Annotated in this window: 17 protein-coding genes; 16 read left to right on the forward strand and 1 reads right to left on the reverse strand. The window is 67.0% G+C overall.

Annotated elements, in window-relative coordinates; genetic code table 11:
- Window positions 1-107: 107 nt before the first annotated feature.
- Genes ACV7NN_RS12675 through ACV7NN_RS12700 form a run of 6 tightly spaced genes read left to right on the forward strand, consistent with a single transcriptional unit; the run spans window position 108 to window position 6,678 of the window.
- Window positions 108-1,259 carry a VOC family protein gene (locus ACV7NN_RS12675; protein WP_463349934.1) on the forward strand — a complete coding sequence of 384 codons (1,152 nt, stop codon included), beginning with the start codon at window positions 108-110 and terminating at the stop codon, window positions 1,257-1,259.
- On the forward strand, window positions 1,256-2,203 hold the full coding sequence (locus tag ACV7NN_RS12680; RefSeq protein ID WP_463349935.1) for a fumarylacetoacetate hydrolase family protein: 948 nt from the start codon (window positions 1,256-1,258) through the stop codon (window positions 2,201-2,203). The genes ACV7NN_RS12675 and ACV7NN_RS12680 overlap by 4 nt, the downstream gene beginning before the upstream one ends.
- The gene (locus ACV7NN_RS12685) at window positions 2,200-4,077 is read left to right on the forward strand and encodes an AMP-binding protein (RefSeq protein ID WP_463349936.1); all 1,878 of its coding nucleotides are present in this window, start codon (window positions 2,200-2,202) and stop codon (window positions 4,075-4,077) included. Before ACV7NN_RS12680 ends, ACV7NN_RS12685 begins: the two co-directional genes overlap by 4 nt.
- Complete coding sequence (locus ACV7NN_RS12690) at window positions 4,074-4,451, forward strand: DoxX family protein (RefSeq protein WP_463349937.1); 378 nt, start codon at window positions 4,074-4,076, stop codon at window positions 4,449-4,451. Before ACV7NN_RS12685 ends, ACV7NN_RS12690 begins: the two co-directional genes overlap by 4 nt.
- Entirely contained in the window at window positions 4,448-6,046 is a 1,599-nt protein-coding gene (locus ACV7NN_RS12695; RefSeq protein WP_463349938.1) for a bifunctional 3-(3-hydroxy-phenyl)propionate/3-hydroxycinnamic acid hydroxylase, read from the forward strand. Before ACV7NN_RS12690 ends, ACV7NN_RS12695 begins: the two co-directional genes overlap by 4 nt.
- A complete protein-coding gene (locus ACV7NN_RS12700) occupies window positions 6,043-6,678 on the forward strand; it encodes a hypothetical protein (protein WP_463349939.1) in 636 nt (211 codons plus the stop codon). Before ACV7NN_RS12695 ends, ACV7NN_RS12700 begins: the two co-directional genes overlap by 4 nt.
- Window positions 6,679-6,700: 22 nt before the next feature.
- On the opposite strand, the gene ACV7NN_RS12705 is transcribed toward ACV7NN_RS12700, so the two are convergent.
- Window positions 6,701-9,463: a helix-turn-helix transcriptional regulator gene (locus ACV7NN_RS12705; protein WP_463349940.1), complete on the reverse strand. Its 2,763-nt coding sequence runs from the start codon at window positions 9,461-9,463 to the stop codon at window positions 6,701-6,703.
- Between the two features lie 181 nt (window positions 9,464-9,644).
- Between ACV7NN_RS12705 and ACV7NN_RS12710 the strand changes: the two genes are divergently transcribed.
- The 10 genes from ACV7NN_RS12710 (at window position 9,645) to ACV7NN_RS12755 (ending at window position 16,973) form a co-directional block, all read left to right on the forward strand.
- A complete protein-coding gene (locus tag ACV7NN_RS12710) occupies window positions 9,645-10,469 on the forward strand; it encodes an alpha/beta fold hydrolase (RefSeq protein WP_463349941.1) in 825 nt (274 codons plus the stop codon).
- Between the two features lie 2 nt (window positions 10,470-10,471).
- The gene (locus ACV7NN_RS12715; protein WP_463349942.1) at window positions 10,472-11,206 is read left to right on the forward strand and encodes an alpha/beta hydrolase; all 735 of its coding nucleotides are present in this window, start codon (window positions 10,472-10,474) and stop codon (window positions 11,204-11,206) included.
- On the forward strand, window positions 11,203-11,559 hold the full coding sequence (locus tag ACV7NN_RS12720) for a cupin domain-containing protein (protein ID WP_463349943.1): 357 nt from the start codon (window positions 11,203-11,205) through the stop codon (window positions 11,557-11,559). Before ACV7NN_RS12715 ends, ACV7NN_RS12720 begins: the two co-directional genes overlap by 4 nt.
- A gap of 41 nt (window positions 11,560-11,600) precedes the next feature.
- Window positions 11,601-11,990, forward strand: a complete 390-nt coding sequence (locus ACV7NN_RS12725; RefSeq protein ID WP_463349944.1) for an SLAC1 family transporter — start codon at window positions 11,601-11,603, stop codon at window positions 11,988-11,990.
- A 102-nt stretch (window positions 11,991-12,092) separates the two neighbouring features.
- The gene (locus tag ACV7NN_RS12730; RefSeq protein WP_463349945.1) at window positions 12,093-12,863 is read left to right on the forward strand and encodes an SDR family oxidoreductase; all 771 of its coding nucleotides are present in this window, start codon (window positions 12,093-12,095) and stop codon (window positions 12,861-12,863) included.
- 53 nt (window positions 12,864-12,916) lie between these two features.
- Window positions 12,917-13,810 (forward strand): RNA polymerase sigma-70 factor, encoded by an 894-nt coding sequence (locus ACV7NN_RS12735; protein ID WP_463349946.1) that lies wholly within the window; start codon window positions 12,917-12,919, stop codon window positions 13,808-13,810.
- A 56-nt stretch (window positions 13,811-13,866) separates the two neighbouring features.
- Complete coding sequence (locus ACV7NN_RS12740) at window positions 13,867-14,349, forward strand: hypothetical protein (protein ID WP_463349947.1); 483 nt, start codon at window positions 13,867-13,869, stop codon at window positions 14,347-14,349.
- Window positions 14,349-15,995, forward strand: a complete 1,647-nt coding sequence (locus tag ACV7NN_RS12745) for a cytochrome b (protein WP_463349948.1) — start codon at window positions 14,349-14,351, stop codon at window positions 15,993-15,995. Before ACV7NN_RS12740 ends, ACV7NN_RS12745 begins: the two co-directional genes overlap by 1 nt.
- A 58-nt stretch (window positions 15,996-16,053) precedes the next feature.
- Window positions 16,054-16,362 (forward strand): hypothetical protein, encoded by a 309-nt coding sequence (locus ACV7NN_RS12750; RefSeq protein WP_463349949.1) that lies wholly within the window; start codon window positions 16,054-16,056, stop codon window positions 16,360-16,362.
- 200 nt (window positions 16,363-16,562) lie between these two features.
- Window positions 16,563-16,973, forward strand: coding sequence for a DUF2510 domain-containing protein (locus ACV7NN_RS12755; RefSeq protein ID WP_463349950.1), 411 nt, complete (start codon window positions 16,563-16,565; stop codon window positions 16,971-16,973).
- Window positions 16,974-17,053 lie beyond the last annotated feature (80 nt).

Genomic DNA, 17,053 nt, shown 5'->3' on the forward strand with positions numbered 1-17,053 from the left:
CGCCCGTCCACCTCCAGCACGACCCGACGAGGGTCGCTTGACTTGTCATGGTCGTTGATTGATACTTTTATCAGAGTTGATAAATGACAACGAAGTCAGGAGACATCGTGAGTTTGCGCAGAGAGATCGAAGTGACGAGTCCCGCCGAGGCGGTCGATGTGCACAGCGGCCTGCACAGCGAACTCGGGGGGATGCGCAGCGAGCATCCCGGCCGCTCGACGAATCCGATCATCAAGGTGGTCGAGTTGGCGAGCCTGGATTTCGTCAAGCCGGATCTCGACCGTGCGGAACGATTCGCCGTGGACTTCGGTTTCCAGGTGCAGGCGCGTACCCCGGACCGTCTCGTTCTGCGTGGCACGTGGTCGAGCGTGCCCTGCCTGGTGATCCGGCGAGGCACGAAGGCAGGGTTCGTCGGGCCCACCTTCCTCGCTGAGTCCACCAAAGATGTCGAACGCCTTGCCAAAGCCACCGGGTCGAACCTGGCCGCCTACGGAGGGGGCACGTCGGTGACCCTCCGTGATCCCAGCGGAATCCCTGTGCGGGTCGCCGCGGGACTGACCGCCCTCGGGGCCCTCCCCGAGAGACCCCCGCTGACCTTCAACTCCGGTGCTGACCCGAAACGCTTCAACGAGACCCAACGTCCGCCGGGAGGTCAAGCACAGGTGCAGCGCTTGGGCCATGTCGTGCTCGAGACCACTCGATTCCGGGCGGCCCTGCAGTGGTACCTGGATTTCCTCGGCCTCATCGTCAGCGACTTCCTCTACCTCGACGATCTGCGCGACCGTGGCCCGACGATGGCTTTCATCCGTTGCGATCTGGGATCGGTGCCTTCGGATCACCACACCTTGGCGATGCACCTCGGCATGCACAACGGCTACGTGCACTCCGCATACCAGGTCACCGACCTCGACGCAGTGGCGATGGGCGGTATGCACCTGTCGGAACAGGGCTACAAGCGGGTCTGGGGTATCGGCAGGCACATCCAGGGAAGCCAGATCTTCGACTACTGGCGCGATCCCGACCGTCTGATGTTCGAGCACTACGCGGACGGCGACCTGTTCGACTGCACGGTCGAGCCGGGATGGGCCGCCATGAGTGCGAGCGGGCTGTCCCAGTGGGGTCCTCCCGTCACCCGTGACTTCCTCGGCACCAATCCGAATCCGGCTTTGATCGGGGCGGTGCTCAAGGCGCTGTCGATCAACGACAACGAGTTCGACCCGGCAGCGATGCGCAGCCTCATGAAGGCGATGAGCGCATGAGCGTGAACATCGCCCGAACCGCGGACGGATGGTGGGTCCAAAGGTCCGGGCGTCTCGTGTCGATCGACACGCGCGCATCCACCACCCGCGAACTGCTGGCAGACCGTGAGGCCATCGACCGCGCCGTCGAGAACGGATCCCCGGGACCCGATGCGAGCGACGTCGTCCTCGTCTCCCCGGTCACAGCGCCGGCGCGCGTCGTGGCCCAGATGGTGAACTACCGGTCGCATGCCATCGATTCGGGATTCGACCCCGCCGCCGTGCTCCCCACCTTCTTCAGGAAGGCATCGGGTTCAGTGACAGGGCCGACCGACGACATCGTCTGCCCGCCGCATGTCGGCTTTCTCGACTACGAGGTCGAGCTCGGTCTGGTGCTCGGACGACGGCTCGAGATCGGGGATGTCGTGACCCCGGAGAATCTGGGCGAGTACGTTGCGGGACTCGTCGTCACGAACGACGTGAGCGCGCGCGACATTCAGCTCACCCGGACCCAGTTCTATGAGTCGAAGTCGTACCCGACCTTCACGCCGGTCGGTCCCTACCTCGCCCTCGTGAGCGCGGACGAGCTCGCCGATCTGGAAGCACTGCGACTGACGCTGACCGTGAACGGTGAGGTGCGCCAGAACAGCACCGTCGCCGAGATGATCGTCCGCCCCGCAGAAGCGCTCACCCTGCTGGCGCGGTTCCAGATCCTCGATGCCGGAGACCTGGTGCTCACCGGCACGCCGGGCGGGACCGCCCTGAAGGCGCCGCCGAAACTGGTCGAGAAGGTCGCTGCCCTCCTGCCGCCGGCCGCGCGGTGGAGGGCCTTCTTCTCGAGGCAAGCGTCGAACCCCCGATACCTCCACGATGGAGACGTCGTGATCGCCACGATCGGCCGCCCTGACGGCGCGATCGCCCTGGGAAGCCAGGTCAATACAGTGCGCTCCGGTGGATTGCGGTGACCGTTGTGGACATGCTCCCCCTGCACGGGCCGGAGGACCTCGCCCTGATCGAAGGCGTTGCTCTCGCCGATCGCGACATCGCGTTCACGACCTACGACATCGTCCGGCGAGCGGCCGTGTCATCGCCCGAAGCGACGGCCACTGTCTGGATCCCTGACCCGAGCAGGTATACCGATGCGTACGGCTGGACGTTCGCCGAACTGTCCGCGGCCGTGCACCGGATCGGAAACGTCCTGGTGCGCCTGGGAGTCGGCCGGCAGGATGCGGTCACGCTCGTCTCCCCGAACACCGGGGCGTTGTTCGCGACGATACTCGCGGCGGAAGCGGTGGGCATCGCCGCCCCCATCAACCCGGTCTTCGACGTTGAACGGATCGGCGAATTGATGCGTACGACGGGCTCGAGAGTCATCGTCGCCGCCGGCCCTGAGTTCAACTCGGGACTGTGGGAACGACTGCTCGATGCCTCCGAGACGCTCGGTCTGACCGCGCTTCTCGCGTTACGTCCCGATGGTGCGGACACCGCGGCACCGCAGCTGGGAGACCGGGATGGCGTCACGGTCGCATATCTGGAGACACTGGCCGCGACGGCCGACCCAGAGTCCCTCGATGTCCGGCCGCCGCGACCCGATGACGTGGCCGCGTTCTTCCACACCGGCGGCACCACCGGTGCACCGAAGGTCGCCGCCCACACGCACGCCAACGAAGCCACTACGGCGTGGGCGCTGGCTCTCGCCGGTGACTTCAGGTCGGGCGCGACGATCCTCGCCGGCCTGCCGCTGTTTCATGTGAATGCCCTCATGGTCACGGGACTCGCCCCACTCGTGAGCGGCTCCCGCAGCGTCTGGCCAGGTCCCCGAGGGTACCGGGATCCGGGATTGTATGGGTCCTTCTGGAAGATCGTCGAACACTACAGCGCCTTCGCCATGTCGGCGGTCCCGACCGTCTATGGCGCACTGGCCGCACTCGAGGTCGATGCGCGAATCGACAGCCTCAGAGTTGCCGTGGTCGGTGCGGCACCCCTGCCGCATGCTGTGAGCGAGGCGTTCTTCGCACGCACCGGGATCCGTCTCCGTGAAGGCTACGGGCTCACCGAGGCGACGTGCGCAAGCTCTGTCGTACCGCCGGGCGCTGGAGCCACGGAGTCGGTGGGGCAACGGCTGCCGTACCAGCACATCAAGGCCGTCGACATCGACTCCGATGGCCGGTGGCGCGATCTGCCCCCCGGTCACGTCGGCGAGTTGGTCATCAGCGGCCCCGCTGTCTTCGCCGGATACGTCCACCAGACTCCGGCCGGTCGCGTGCTCAGCAGGGATGGCGTCGTCGATGGCTGGCTTCGAACGGGAGATCTGGGCTCGATCGATGAGAACCAGACCGTTTCTCTCCGGGGCCGGAACAAGGACGTGATCATCCGCGGAGGCCACAACATCGACCCGATGGTCATCGAGGAAGCCCTGCTCAGCCATCCCTCGGTCGTCGCCGTCGGCGCGGTCGGATGGCCCGACCGCAAGTCGGGTGAAGTCCCGGTCGCTTACGTCGTCCCGAAGCCCGGTGCCGCGCTGGCTCCTCATGAACTGATGGATTGGGCGTCGTCGCACATCGACGAAGCGGCCGCTCGCCCGGTGAGGCTCATCGAGCTGCCAGAACTGCCGCTGACCTCGATCGGTAAGCCGTTCAAGCCGGCATTGCGTGAGGATGCCGCGGCGCGAGCCGCCCGCGCAGAGCTGGAGGCTGCCGGGCAACGGGGCGTCGACGTGGCCGCAACCCATGTCGAGGGACGGCTGACCGTGACCGTCGCGGGTTCTCTCGACGACGTAGCGTCGGCATCCTCGGTGCTGCGCGATTTCGAATTCGTCGTGACAGGAGTTACCCCATGATCTGGCTCTACTGGGTCGCCGTCGTCCCCCAGGTCGTCATCTACACCGCCGTCGGGATGCTCAAGCTCGTCAGGCCCAAGCCTCAGTTGGTCGCTGACAACGGATTCCTCTGGGCCGACTCTGTGCCCGCCGTGGTCGTCAAGGGAATCGGCGTCCTCGAGCTGGCCGCGGTCGCCGCGTTGGTCTTCCCGGTGCTGCTGGGCTGGGGGCCGGTCCTCCCGGTCGCGGCATCGATGGGGCTCGTCGCCCTCCAGGTCGGTGCCGCCATCACCAACGTGCGGTACTCCGAACGGAACAAGCTGCCGCTGGACGCGCTGCTGATCCTGCTCGCGCTCGTCTCCGGCGCGACCGCACTCGCGATCGGATGGCGTTGAGCGCCGCAGCCGCGGTCCTGCCCTCTGAGGTCGACGTCCTGATCGCCGGCGCTGGACCAACGGGCCTGACACTGGCCGGTCTCCTCGGCCAACGTGGGATCCGCACACTCGTCATCGATCCCCACCACGAGGCGTACCCGCTCCCGCGCGCCGTGCACCTGGACGACGAGGTGCTGCAGATCCTCCACCAACTCGGGGTCGGGAAGCAGTTCGCGACGATCAGCGAACCTGCCAGCGGCCTGCGACTCGTCGACGCCGACCACCGTATCCTGGCGCAGTTCGAGCGGCGGGAATCGGGTGCCCTTCCGCAAGCCAACATGTTCGACCAGCCGGATCTCGAGGAGCTACTCCGGCGCAACCTGGCCGGCTTCGCCTCGGTCACCCTCGCCGGCGGTCAGGAGCTCATCGGCGTCATGCAGTCGAGCTCGCTCGCGAGTGTTCGCGTTCGTGACGTCGATACCGGCGCGCTGCAGCAGGTGCACGCGAAGTTCGTCATCGGTTGCGACGGAGCCAACAGCGTGGTCCGCCGCATCATCGGCTCGACGAATCTCGATCTCGGGTTCGAGCAGCGCTGGCTCGTCGTCGACGTGCGGTGCGGCGTTCCAGTGGACCCCTGGAACGGCGTCCAGCAGGTCTGCGACACCAGCCGTGCGGCCACCTACATGCATGTCACCGGCGATCACCACCGCTGGGAGTTCCAACTCCTCGATGGCGAGAACGCCGACGACTATCCCGGACTTGCCGAGCTGCGGACGTTGATCGACCCCTGGGTCGCCCATGTCGATGACCGCGACCTGCGCATAGTGCGCTGCCTCGAATACACGTTCCGCGCACGAGTAGCCAAGCAATGGCGACTCGGACGGCTCCTGATCGCCGGCGACGCCGCGCACCTCACCCCGCCGTTCATCGGGCAGGGGATGGGTTCGGGGCTGCGGGACGCGATCAACCTGGCCTGGAAGCTGGACATCGCCCTCCGCAGGCCGGACTTCGACGCTTTGCTGGATTCGTACGAAGCGGAACGAGCTCCCCACGCGGAGGCACTGGTGCGGAGAGCGGTGATGATCGGCAAGGTCATGACGGGCGGGGGGCGCGTCGCCCGTGCCGCGCGGCGCGTTGTCCTGCCCCTTCTCGATCGCATCCCCCGCGTGGGAGACAGCATCCTGAGCAGCGCGACACCGCCGCTGGTCGCCGGTCCACTGGTCAGCCGGCGGGTCCCCCGCACAATCCGGGGAGCGATGCTGCCCCTGGTGTGCCTCGTCCCCGCCGCCGGGGAGGTGCTGATCGACCCGACCGTCGGCTCCGGGTTCACCCTGCTCGTCGCGTCGGAGTCCGATCGCCGCCTCGTCGAGGGCGCGACTGCCGCACGGGTGGCGTGTGCCGCTGCCGTCCCATCGAGCACTGCGTCGCGCATCCTGACCGAGTGGCTCGAAGCCGCGGGAGCGCGCTTCGCAGTGATTCGACCCGACGGGGTCGTCCTCGCGATCGGTCGGACCTTCGCCGGGTTGGCGAAGCAGCCAGAGGTTCGCTGGCTCTGCCCTCTTCTACCGGGTGAGCGGACCTCGGCCGGCGCAATCCACACGGCGAGGTTGCCGTGAGCCGCTCAGCGGAGGCCCAGGCGCACCGCGCTCGCAGCCGCCGGCTTGTCGTGAACGCGGCACGGGCGTCGCTCCCTCTCGATGGCAGCCTCACGAAACAGTCGATCGCGGACATCTGCGCACAAGCCGGGCTGAATGCCGGCGCTTTCCGGCAACTCTTTCCCACAGAACAAGCGCTGTTGGATGCGGTTCATGTCGTGCTCGTCGACGAATGCGTTCAACGACTGCGGTCGGGTGTCGATCGGTTGGTGACGGACTCCACGGATGAGTCAGCCATCGCTGGGGCTGCTGTGGCCATCGCGCAATCGTTCCCGCTGGACCGGACAAGCCTGATAATCAGATCCCAGAGACGCATCGCATCATTGCGATCGGCAGCGGGGACGGCCGCAGTGGCCGACGGGGAGAAGATGTTCGTCACGGCTCTCGGCAGCGTCTTCGCGGACCTGTTCGACAAACTGCACCGACGGTTCTCATGGCCGCCCGAGCTCGCAGTCCGGGTGATCATCAACACGTATGAGCGATCCTTCGAGACGTGGCTGCTCCGGGGCGCCGACGAGACGCGCTTCTTCGAGTCCGGGTATGTCCGGAAGACGCTGCCCACGATTCTCACCCAGGTGAGCGCCGCGGCCTGAGGACCGGCCACCCGGACCCGCCCTACAGGACCAGCTTCGCCAACTGTCTCCGGGAGGTGATCCGGAGCTTCCGGAAGACTTTTCCCAGATGGTACTCGACCGTCGACGTCGTGATGAACATGCGGGCGGCGACCTCTGCATTCGTCGCCCCAGCGGCCGCGAGTCTGGCGACCTGGGTCTCCTGTGCGGTAAGGCCGAGGGTCGCCCGCACTGAGGAAGCATCCGTCCCCAGGTCGGTCCGGTAGCCGGCGGCCTGCAGCTCCGCCCGGCTCCGGGCCGCGAAGCCCTGTGCCCCCATCGCCGCGAAGGAGTCATAGGCCGTCTGCAACGCCTCCTGCGCATCCCTGCGCCGCTTCTGTCGGCGCAGCCACTCGCCATAGAGCAACTGGGCCCGGGCCAGCTCGGTGCGGACCAGCGTCAGGCCGAGGTGCTCGATGGCCTCGCGGTACAGCTGCTCAGCCTCGTCATCCGGAGCGAGGAGCGCACGCGACCGCGCGAGCATCCCCAGAGCCCACGGGGTTCCGCTCGCCTCGGCGCGCGCGCCCAGCCGGTCGAGCGCCTCCCCTGCGACCTCCAGCTGCCCGGTCCGGGAGCAGGCTTCGACGATCTCGGGAAGGACGCGATTGCCGAATCCGGGCGGATCGCGCCGGTAGATCTCCGCGGCCCAGGCGGCTGCTTCGCGATAGTTGCCCAGCCCGATCTCGAGAATGGTGAGCCCGAACCAGGAGAAGATCTCCAGGACTTCGGCACCTTGTTCGCGCCCCCACTGAGCCGTGCTCTCGGCGGTCGCGCGGCTCTCTTCTTCGCGGCCCTGCCAGGCGCGCACCTCCAACAGCACTCCGGTCGTCGCCGGCGCGGGCACACCGATGAGGGCGGAGATCTCGGCGGCTTCGAAGTAGGTCTCCTCTGCTGAATCCATGTCGCCGGCCATCGCCCGACTGATGCACAACCCGGCCAGAGTGATCCGGAGCGCCCCGAGCGCCCCGGATCGACGCTCTTCGTCGGCCGCGCGTTCGAACATGGCGATTCGCCCGCGGTCGTCCCAGACGTCGTCGGCGGCGAACCAGCCGAGGATCGTCGAAGGCACGCCGCTCGTCGTGTCGTCGTCCCGGAACAGGCCGGCAACTGCATCCTTCAGGAGGGGGACGGCCCGCTCATAGCCGACCGCCAGACGGGTCGCGAAACCATCCAGGAGGAGGTCGCGCGCGGTCGCGTCCCGGTCCGGCCGCCGGGGGACGGCCACAGCAGCGCGGGCGACGTCGAGGGGTGTCACTCCGACCGTGTAACCGCCCGCCACGACGGCGGCTTGCAGCGCATCGAAAAGCATGTCTCGGATGAGCGGCACGTCCGCGGGATCGGTTTCGGTCACCGCCTCGAGAAGAATTCCTGGTGCGTCTTTGTGACGGGAGAAGAACACGGCGATGGATGCACGCAGCCGCTGGACGGCGACGTTCCGGCCTTCGGGCTCAAGCCACGGAGCCGCTTTGTCCAGCAGGGCTTCCGCGAGGATGCCGTCGCCGGCCTCCAGGTAGGCGCGAGCGGAGCCGAGCAGCCGCACACTTCGCGAACGGGCGTCCGGCGTCAGTTCGGCGGCCCGGCTGAGGAGAACGGCTTGCGCTGCCTGCCCGCCTCGCCGCTGGGCACGGTGGGCTGAGCGCTCGAGCTCCGCGGCGACCGTTTCGTCGGGTGCGGCGACCGCCGAACCGTGGTGCCAGGCCGCCAGGTCCGGCTCGCCATCCGCCTCGGCGACGGCCGCGAGGGCGGCATGCGAGGCGCGACGTTGCTCGGGTTCAGCGGATCGGTACACCGCCGAGCGGATGAGCGGATGCCGGAACAGGACCTGCTCTCCGATCGACAGCAGTCCCGCCTGTACAGCCGCGTCGAGGGAGTCGCCCTCGATGCCCAGCAGCGCCGCCGCCCTCCACAGTGCCGAGGGGTCGTCGTCTGACATCGCGGAGGCGAGAACCAGCAGAGAACGAGTATCACGCGGAAGGACTTCCACCTGGCGGAGGAAATGCGCATTCAGTCCTCGGCCCGTCGGGAGCTGCCGTGGCAGGGGGAGGCGTCCTCTGCGTTGGCTCGCGGTGAGTTGCCGGAGGATCTCGAGCATTGCGAAGGGATTGCCGTCGGTGTCGGCGACGATCCGGGCCGCCACCAGTGAACTGAGGCCGTCCTGTTGGGCCGAATCGAGAAGAGTCATGGCTTCGTCCCTCGGCAGCCCCCGCAGGTGCGTGGTGGGCAGCCCGTCCAGGGCGCGCAGCGCGGCATAACCCTCCCGCCCCGCGAAGATGAACCCCAGGCCGTCCGCATATGCGCGGCGGGCGACGAAACCCAGCACTCCGAGGGACTCCCGATCGACCCACTGGGCGTCGTCGATGATGAACATCAATGGGCGATCCCGGGCCGCCATGGCCAGCAGGCTGAGCGCTCCGAGCCCGACGAGCAGAGGCGCGGGCGGCGAGTCGTCGAGCATGCCGAACGTCGTGAGGAGGGCATCGCGCTGGGGTCCCGGCAATTGGTCGATGCGGTCCAGATACGGGAGCAACAGCCGGTGGATCGCCGCAAAACCGAGCCGGACCTCGGACTGCATGCCCACAATGCGGATCACGCCGATTCGCTGCGTGGGGTCGGCGACGAACTCCAGCAACCGGGTCTTCCCCACGCCCGGGTCTCCGAGGAAGACCAGCGAACCGCTCCGGCCGTTCATGACCACGCCGAGGAGGTCCAGCAGGGCGCCTCGCTCCACCGCGCGACCGATGAACGGGGGCCCGCCGATTGTGCTCATTTCCACCGGCTTCCGCCTCGGGTGACGGCCTGGATTTCACCGTAACTGTCCGCGCATCCGGACTGCAACCGATTCGGGGCACCAGAAGACGCCGAAGGCTGGGGTATTTCCCGGATTCGGGAACAACCGCTTTCGTGGTCTGCTTGCCGGTGCCCATCAACCGCACGCAGAGGAGAGCACGATGCCATACGCCACCACGAACGACGGGGTGAAGATCTACTTCAAGGACTGGGGAGCCGGGCAACCGGTCGTCTTCAGCCACGGCTGGCCGCTCACCGCAGACGTCTGGGACGGCACCCTTCAGTTCGTCGCCGATCACGGCTACCGTGCCATCGCCCACGACCGACGCGGCGGTGGCCGATCAGACCAGCCGTGGGACGGCAACGATCTGGATCATTACGCCGACGACCTCGCCGCAGTCATCGAGGCCCTGGACCTCCATGACGCCGTTCTGGTCGGCCACTCCACCGGCGGAGGAGAGGTCACGCGTTACGTCGGTCGGCACGGCACCGGCAGGGTGGCCAAAGTCGTGCTGCTCGGCGCAATCCCGCCGCTCATGCTCCAGACCGCCGCGAACCCCGAAGGGTTGCCGATCGAGCCGTTCAACGAACTGCGCGAAAAGGTCCTCACCGACCGCTCCCAGTTCTACAAGGACCTCGCCTACCCGTTCTACGGAGCGAATCGCGAAGGCTCGCAGGTCTCAGAAGGGGCACGGGACGCGTTCTGGCTGATGTCGATGACCGTCGGCATCAAAGGTGCATTCGACTGCATCAAGGCGTTCTCCGAGACCGACCTCACCGAAGACCTCACAAAGATCGATGTGCCGACGTTGATCCTCCACGGCGACGACGACCAGATCGTCCCGATCCAGGCGGCGGCGCTCAAATCGTCGAAGATCGTGCCGAACGCGACGCTGAAGATCTACCCGGGCGCCCCGCACGGGCTCACCGGACCGCACGAGCAGGAGTTCAACCACGACCTGCTCACCTTTCTGGAAGGGAAATGACCATGACCGACGACTCGTCGCCGACCCCCACTGTCGTGCTCGTGCACGGCGCCTTCGCCGACGCCGGCAGCTTCGCCGCTGTCACAGACATCCTGCTGAAGGCCGGCATCCCGGTACTCGGACCGGCGGTGCCGCTGCGCGGCCTCGCCGTCGACATCGCCTACATCGCGTCGGTGTTCGCCCAGATCGACGGTCCGATCCTCGCTGTCGGGCACTCCTACGGCGGCGCACTGATCAGTAACGCTGCCGCGAACAACAGCAATGTGAAGGGCCTGGTCTTCGTCTCCGGCTTCTCGCCCGAAGTGGACGAGTCCCTCGGCGAGGTGGAGGGCACCTCCAGGGACAGCGCCCTGGCCCCAGCCCTCGTGCAGCGCAACTATCCCACGGGCAACGGCGACGAGACAGCGATCGAGTTGTTCGTCGATCTCGCCCAGTTCCACACCGTGTTCGCCGGCGACCTCCCCGAGGATCAGGCGAACGTCTACGGTGCGACGCAGAGGCCCGTCGCCGCCGCCGCCTTCGAGGAGAAATCCACGGCTGCGGCCTGGAAGACACTGCCGTCGTGGGCTGTGGTCGCGCGCGGCGACAAGGCCGCCGGCTCGGATGTGATCCTTTCGATGGCCCAGCGGGCCGGAGCGGACATCCTCGAGCTCGAGGGCTCGCACGTGATCATGATCTCGCAGCCACAGGCGGTCGCCGATGTGATCATGAAGGCGCTGAAGGCGGTGTCGTCGTGACGGACTCACCAGCGGATGCGCTTGCCGGCAAGCTCAAGCGCACTGAACTCCAGCGCAAGCCCTCCTCGATTCCAGGCCGTGAGATCGTGCAGGTTCTGACCGAGATCCCCGTCGGTGTGGAGTCGGGCTGGCACACGCATCCCGGGGAGGAGGTCGGCTACATCCTGGCCGGCAACGTGGAGATGAAGATCGCCGGGCAGGAATCGTTGAACCTGCACGCAGGCGACCCATTCCTCATGCCGCCGGGCACGCCGCACAACGCGCTCGACCTCGGTCCGGACACGGGCCGGATGCTCTCCACCTACATCGTCGACCCTGCTCAGGCCCTCGCGAGTTTCGTGGACGTGCCGTAGGGGATCACGATGGACACCCTCGACGCCGGACGGGGCATGGCATGACGGACCGCGGAGTGAAGCGGGCGCTGCCCCGTATTCCGCTCAACACGCTCGCCATCGCGTTCGGCCTCGCCGGACTTGCGGCACTGTGGGCGACGGAAGCTTCCGCACTGCCCGTGCCGGCGCTGGTTCCCGGACTCCTGTGGGTCGGGGCTGCCATCGCATGGGTCTGGCTCCTCGTCGCCCACACGATCCGCGGCGCACGGAGCAGGGAGACGCTCGCGTCGCAGTTGCGGCATCCTGCGCAGGGCCCGATCGCGGCCATCGTCCCGATCGTCGGCATGCTCCTCGGCGCGCAATTGCACCTGATCTGGCCGCTCGGCGTGGCTCGCGACGAGGAACAGAGGAAGGCGCGGCGGGGCGTCAGGTCAGGACCGCGATCGTCGTGACCGACGAGCCGATTCGGACAACCTGTCACAACCTGCAGGGCCGACCGGTCTGAGCTATCGGCCCCCGCAATACGCGGGTTGCCAAGACCGAAGGGATTCGAAATGAAGATCGTCGTCATCGGTGGAACCGGCCTGATCGGCCGACCGCTCGTACAGCAACTTCGAGAAGCCGGCCACGACGTGCTGCCCGCGTCGCCCTCCACCGGCGTCGACACCGTCACGGGCGCTGGCTTGGATGCGGTGCTCGAGGGGGCTGACGTGGTCGTGGATGTTTCCAACGCGCCATCATTCGAGGACGGACCCGTCATGGAGTTCTTCGAGCGCAGCACCAGCACGCTCGTCGACGCCGAGCGGCGAGCAGGAGTCGCGCATCATGTGGTCCTCTCGATCGTTGGAGCCGACCGCATGCCCGACATCGGCTACATGCGCGCCAAGATGGCGCAGGAGCGGATCGTGAAGGACAGCGACATTCCGTACACGATCGTGAGGGCGACCCAGTTCTTCGAGTTCCTGCCGGCGCTCGCCGAAGGTGGGGCGGAGGGCGACACGATTCGTCTCTCGCCAGTCCTGATGCAACCGATCGCGGCCGCCGATGTGTCCAGAGCGCTCGCGGACATCGCAGTCGCGGCGCCTCGTGAGGCCATCCTGGAGCTGGCCGGCCCCGAACCGGTGCGGCTGGCAGACGCAGCAGCGAAAATCCTCGCCGGGCGCGGGGACCGGCGCGAGATCGTGGCCGACCTGTCTGTCGGGTATTTCGGCGGTACCGTGACCGACGAGTCGCTGACTCCAGGCCACGACAGCCAGATCGCCGCGCAGCTTCGTGGAACGACGGATTTGCAGGCGTGGACCCGCGCGCAGATACCGGACGCGTGATGGCGGGGGCGGAGGCGGCACCTCCGCCCCCGAGGGGAGGTAGCATCGGTCTCATGACCGAGCGGGGGGCGCCGGATGAGGGGCTGACCTCAGCGGTCGAGACGTTCGCGGCGGTTCGGCCCCGTCTGTTCGGCATCGCTTACCGGATGCTGGGCGCGGTGTCGGACGCAGAGGACATCGTGCAGGACGCCTGGTTGCGCTGGCAGACATACGACCGGGACTCGGTGCGTGAACCCGCCGCTTTCTTGGCAACCACGGTGACGCGTCTCGCGATCAATGCGGCAACATCCGCGCGCGCCACGCGTGAGACCTACATCGGGCCGTGGCTGCCGGAACCGGTCGACACTTCGGCCGATCCGACGCTGGGCGCAGAACGGGGAGAGGCGCTGGACTTCGCTGTCCTCGTGCTGCTCGAGAAACTGCCACCGGCCGAGCGTGCAGCCTACGTGCTTCGTGAGGCGTTCGACTACCCGTATTCGGAGATCGCCCGAATCGTCGAAGCGACGGAGGCGTCGGCGCGGCAACTCGTCAGCCGAGCTCGCAAACACCTCGCCGCGGAACGCCAGATGCGAACGGTCGCCACCACGGAGCGCAGCCGCCTGCTCGAGGCGTTCATGGCGGCGGCACGGTCGGGTGACATGGCAGCGCTGGAAGAACTCTTCGCCGACGACATCGTCTCGTACTCCGACGGTGGCGGAGTGGTGCGCGCCACTCGCATTCCCGTACGTGGCCGCGAAACCGTGGCGAGGTACATGCACGCGTTCGCGTCGCGGTTCTGGGAGGGCGGCAGCCTGCATCTCGCCGAACTCAACGGCGAACCCACCATCGTTGCGACTCGTGATGGTGCGGTGTTCGCCGTCGTGACCCCCGATTTCGACGATGACGGCATCCATCGCCTGCTCTGGGTTCTGAACCCGAACAAGCTGGGAGACGTTCCCGCCGTCTGAATGTCACAGATCTGCTGCCTTTCCTGTCATAGATGGTGAGAGGACAGGAGATCGCAATGCGTCGGATTCTCGTTGTGGGTGGCGGTTACGCCGGGTTCTATACAGCGTGGGGGCTCGAGAAGAAGCTCCGCGCGCACGAGGCGGAGATCGTGGTGGTCGATCCGCGGCCCTACATGACCTATCAGCCTGGAAGGCTGCTCGCACGGAATATCACGGCCAGCGTGCGCGGTGAAGGCACCCGGGACTACGTTCACCACAGCCTCGGCGTCGTTGCCACCCTGGGTCTCGGCAAGGGAATCTTCCAATGGCGCAGAATTGTGATCACCGGCCTCCTCGCCTGGGTGATGCACCGCGGCTATCACGCTCTGGCCATACCCACTTGGGAACGCAAAGTCCGGGTCATCCTGGTGTGGGCGAGCGCGGTGCTGTTCGGGCGCGACATCGTCTCACTGCTGTCGGTGCAGGATCCCCGGCGCGCATTCGTGACCAGCGCGACGGCCGCCGCACCGGCGTCCGCGGCGAGCCCGAGGAGAATCTGATGCCTGTCGCACGCCGGCCGCGTCGTTCACTGACCGCACGGTTGTCCGAGGCGTCGTCGCGCTCGGTACCAGGACGCCGGCTCGCTGCTGTGCGTTCGGATCTTGCGAGTCGTCGGGCGCCGCTGCGCTGGTCGAACCTGTTCGGCGTTGTCGCCTTCGCCTGCGTCGGGCTGCTGTTCGTCACCGGGCTGCTCCTGATGTTCTGGTACGCGCCGTCGAGCCGACGGGTCGCCCTCCCGGATTCATTCTTCCCACAGGCGGCAGGCGAGGGGTCCGCGGCCTACGCCTCCGTGTTACGCATCTCGTTCAGCATCCCGGGCGGCCTCCTGGTGCGGCAGGTGCATCACTGGGCGGCGCTGCTGCTGCCTGCCGCAATCATGCTGCAGCTCGCAGTGACGTTCTTCACGGGGGCATTCCGGCGGCGGCGCGGATCGTGGTTGGTGCTGTTCGGCCTGTTCGTGGTGGCGCTCGCGGGCGGCTGGAGCGGGTACGCGTTGCCGGATGACATGCTCTCGGGCACCGGGCTACGGATCGTGGAAGGCATAGTGCTGGGGATCCCCGTTGCGGGGACCTGGCTGTCGTGGCTGCTGTTCGGGGGTGAGTTCCCAGGGCGGATCATCGAGAACCTCTACCCGATCCACATCGCAGTCATCCCGGTCCTGCTCGTCGTGCTGCTTGCGCTGCGAGGGCGCAGCACGTATCGCCAGGAAGCGGCGACATACCCCGGCGAGGTCGGTGTTCCGGTCTACCCAGATCTCGCCGTCAGGGCAGGAGGGATATTCGCGATCGTGTCGGGGATGCTGATACTGATCGGAGCGACGGTGACGGTCAGCCCGGTGTGGCTGTACGGACCGTCTTCTCCCGGTGAAGCATCGGCCGGCAGTCAGCCGGACTGGTACACCGGCTTCCTCGACGGAGCGCTTCGACTTGTGCCGTCGGGCTGGGAGTTCGTCTGGTTGGGACACACCTGGACCCTGGCCATCCTGCTTCCTCTCGCCGTCGTCGGGATCTTCCTCGCCGCTATCGCGTTCTATCCATTCTTTGAGGGTTGGGTCCGGGGGAACGGCCCGGCCGACGGGGCGTTGGACCGGCCGCGAAACGAACCCATGCGCACGGGACTCGGGGTCTCAGCGATCGTCTTCTTCGGGGCCCTTTGGGGCGCCGGCAGCGCCGACCTCGTCGCCACGCACTTCCAATTGGGAGTGGAGTCGGTCGTACACGCGATCCAAGCGGTCGCCGTACTCGGACCTGTCATCGCCTTCGTCCTCACCCGTCGGGTCTGCGTCGCCTTGCAGAAAAAGGATCGCGGGTTGCTGCTGCACGGCTATGAGACGGGTCGCGTCGTCCGGCTGCCCGGCGGCGAGTACGTGGAGGTCCACAGCCCGATCCCCGACGACGACCGGCTGAGGCTCACCGGGCCCCGTGCCGCCACGCCACGTGAGGCGCGTCCCGACCAGCGCGGTCGGCTCCGCTGGCGAGATCGGCTTCAAGCGCGCATCTCCCGAGCATTCCTTGAGGACAGGATCGAACCCGTCAACCTCGATGACGACACAGTGGACAATGGCCTGGCGCGCGGAGGTCGCGGCATAGCGGCCGGTGAGGACCGATCGCATGAGACGAGCACCCGACGAGCGGGGGCGGCGTGACCGGGAGCGGCGCTATGCCGCAGCCTCTCTTCTTCTGAGCGCCTTCCAGGGAGGCGATGTGATCGAGATCCTTCGTCTCGTGGGTCCGACCGTTCGGGTCGTCGTGGACAGCGGTGCTGCGATCGAGGGGGCGCATGGTCAAAGCGACACGGACGCGCAGGCCTGGCAGCCGCTCGGCGAGGCAGTCCATCGATGGAGGGCGCGTTCGACCGACTGGGAAATCGGATCGGTGAATGGCGCTCCCGGATTGATCGGTACGCGAGACAGCGTCGTCATCGAGGTCGTTACGTTCGCGGGTACGCCCAGCGCGATGACGGACGTGTGGATCGTCTGCAATCCCGAAAAGCTGCGGCACTGGAATTCCTGACGGGAATCTATCCCTGCTTCTCACCGACAGATCGGATAGGGAAACGCGGGACAGTCTCAGCTACTGGACCGCACCTACGTTAGCGGCTTCTCCAGCCCCAATCCGGGTGGAGCATACGAACTTCACTGCGAGGCTTTGTCGACCGAAGCGCCGAGCAGGCACCCCCACTGGCGACCGGTGCGGGGTCGTACGATGTGGCCATGACGAGCGAAACGCCGAGCCCTCCCGGACCACCGGCCGGATGGTACGCAGACGAACAGGGCCGGATGCGCTGGTGGGACGGACATGGGTGGACTGATGTGTTCGTGCCAACTTCACCAGCAGCACCTCCGCCAGCCGCACCCATCCCCAAGGTTGAGCGTGTCGCCCCCACCGAGCCGAAGTTCAGCGGGATCGCGATTTCTGGGTTCGTGATCGCGCTCGTCGCGTTCTTCGTGGGCTTCACAAACGGTCAGATCATCGCCGTACTGCTCGGTGCGTTCGGACTGATCTTCTCGATTGCGGGCTACGTTGACAGGAAACGCCGGGGACGAGGATTCGCCGTCGCAGGCATCCTTATTTCAGCGGCCGCGGTGGCCCTTGGCGTGCTCGAGATGTTGCAGCTGCATTAGCCAATCCGCCGAATGCTCGCGCTGTGGGCGGTCGCGGCTGCGGGGTCAAGGGCACGCCCGGGCGAACGCCCCGACGTCTA

The organism is Leifsonia sp. Ger2509 (assembly GCF_055231915.1).

Excerpts from the sequence above, each read along its gene's own strand:
- ACV7NN_RS12735 (WP_463349946.1), top strand. The coding sequence starts at position 12,917 with ATGACCGAGCGGGGGGCGCCGGATGAGGGGCTGACCTCAGCGGTCGAG.
- ACV7NN_RS12680 (WP_463349935.1), top strand. The coding sequence starts at position 1,256 with ATGAGCGTGAACATCGCCCGAACCGCGGACGGATGGTGGGTCCAAAGG.
- ACV7NN_RS12745 (WP_463349948.1), top strand. The coding sequence starts at position 14,349 with ATGCCTGTCGCACGCCGGCCGCGTCGTTCACTGACCGCACGGTTGTCC.
- ACV7NN_RS12710 (WP_463349941.1), top strand. The coding sequence starts at position 9,645 with ATGCCATACGCCACCACGAACGACGGGGTGAAGATCTACTTCAAGGAC.
- ACV7NN_RS12755 (WP_463349950.1), top strand. The coding sequence starts at position 16,563 with ATGACGAGCGAAACGCCGAGCCCTCCCGGACCACCGGCCGGATGGTAC.
- ACV7NN_RS12690 (WP_463349937.1), top strand. The coding sequence starts at position 4,074 with ATGATCTGGCTCTACTGGGTCGCCGTCGTCCCCCAGGTCGTCATCTAC.
- ACV7NN_RS12725 (WP_463349944.1), top strand. The coding sequence starts at position 11,601 with ATGACGGACCGCGGAGTGAAGCGGGCGCTGCCCCGTATTCCGCTCAAC.
- ACV7NN_RS12715 (WP_463349942.1), top strand. The coding sequence starts at position 10,472 with ATGACCGACGACTCGTCGCCGACCCCCACTGTCGTGCTCGTGCACGGC.
- ACV7NN_RS12730 (WP_463349945.1), top strand. The coding sequence starts at position 12,093 with ATGAAGATCGTCGTCATCGGTGGAACCGGCCTGATCGGCCGACCGCTC.
- ACV7NN_RS12705 (WP_463349940.1), bottom strand. The coding sequence starts at position 9,463 with ATGAGCACAATCGGCGGGCCCCCGTTCATCGGTCGCGCGGTGGAGCGA.
- ACV7NN_RS12740 (WP_463349947.1), top strand. The coding sequence starts at position 13,867 with ATGCGTCGGATTCTCGTTGTGGGTGGCGGTTACGCCGGGTTCTATACA.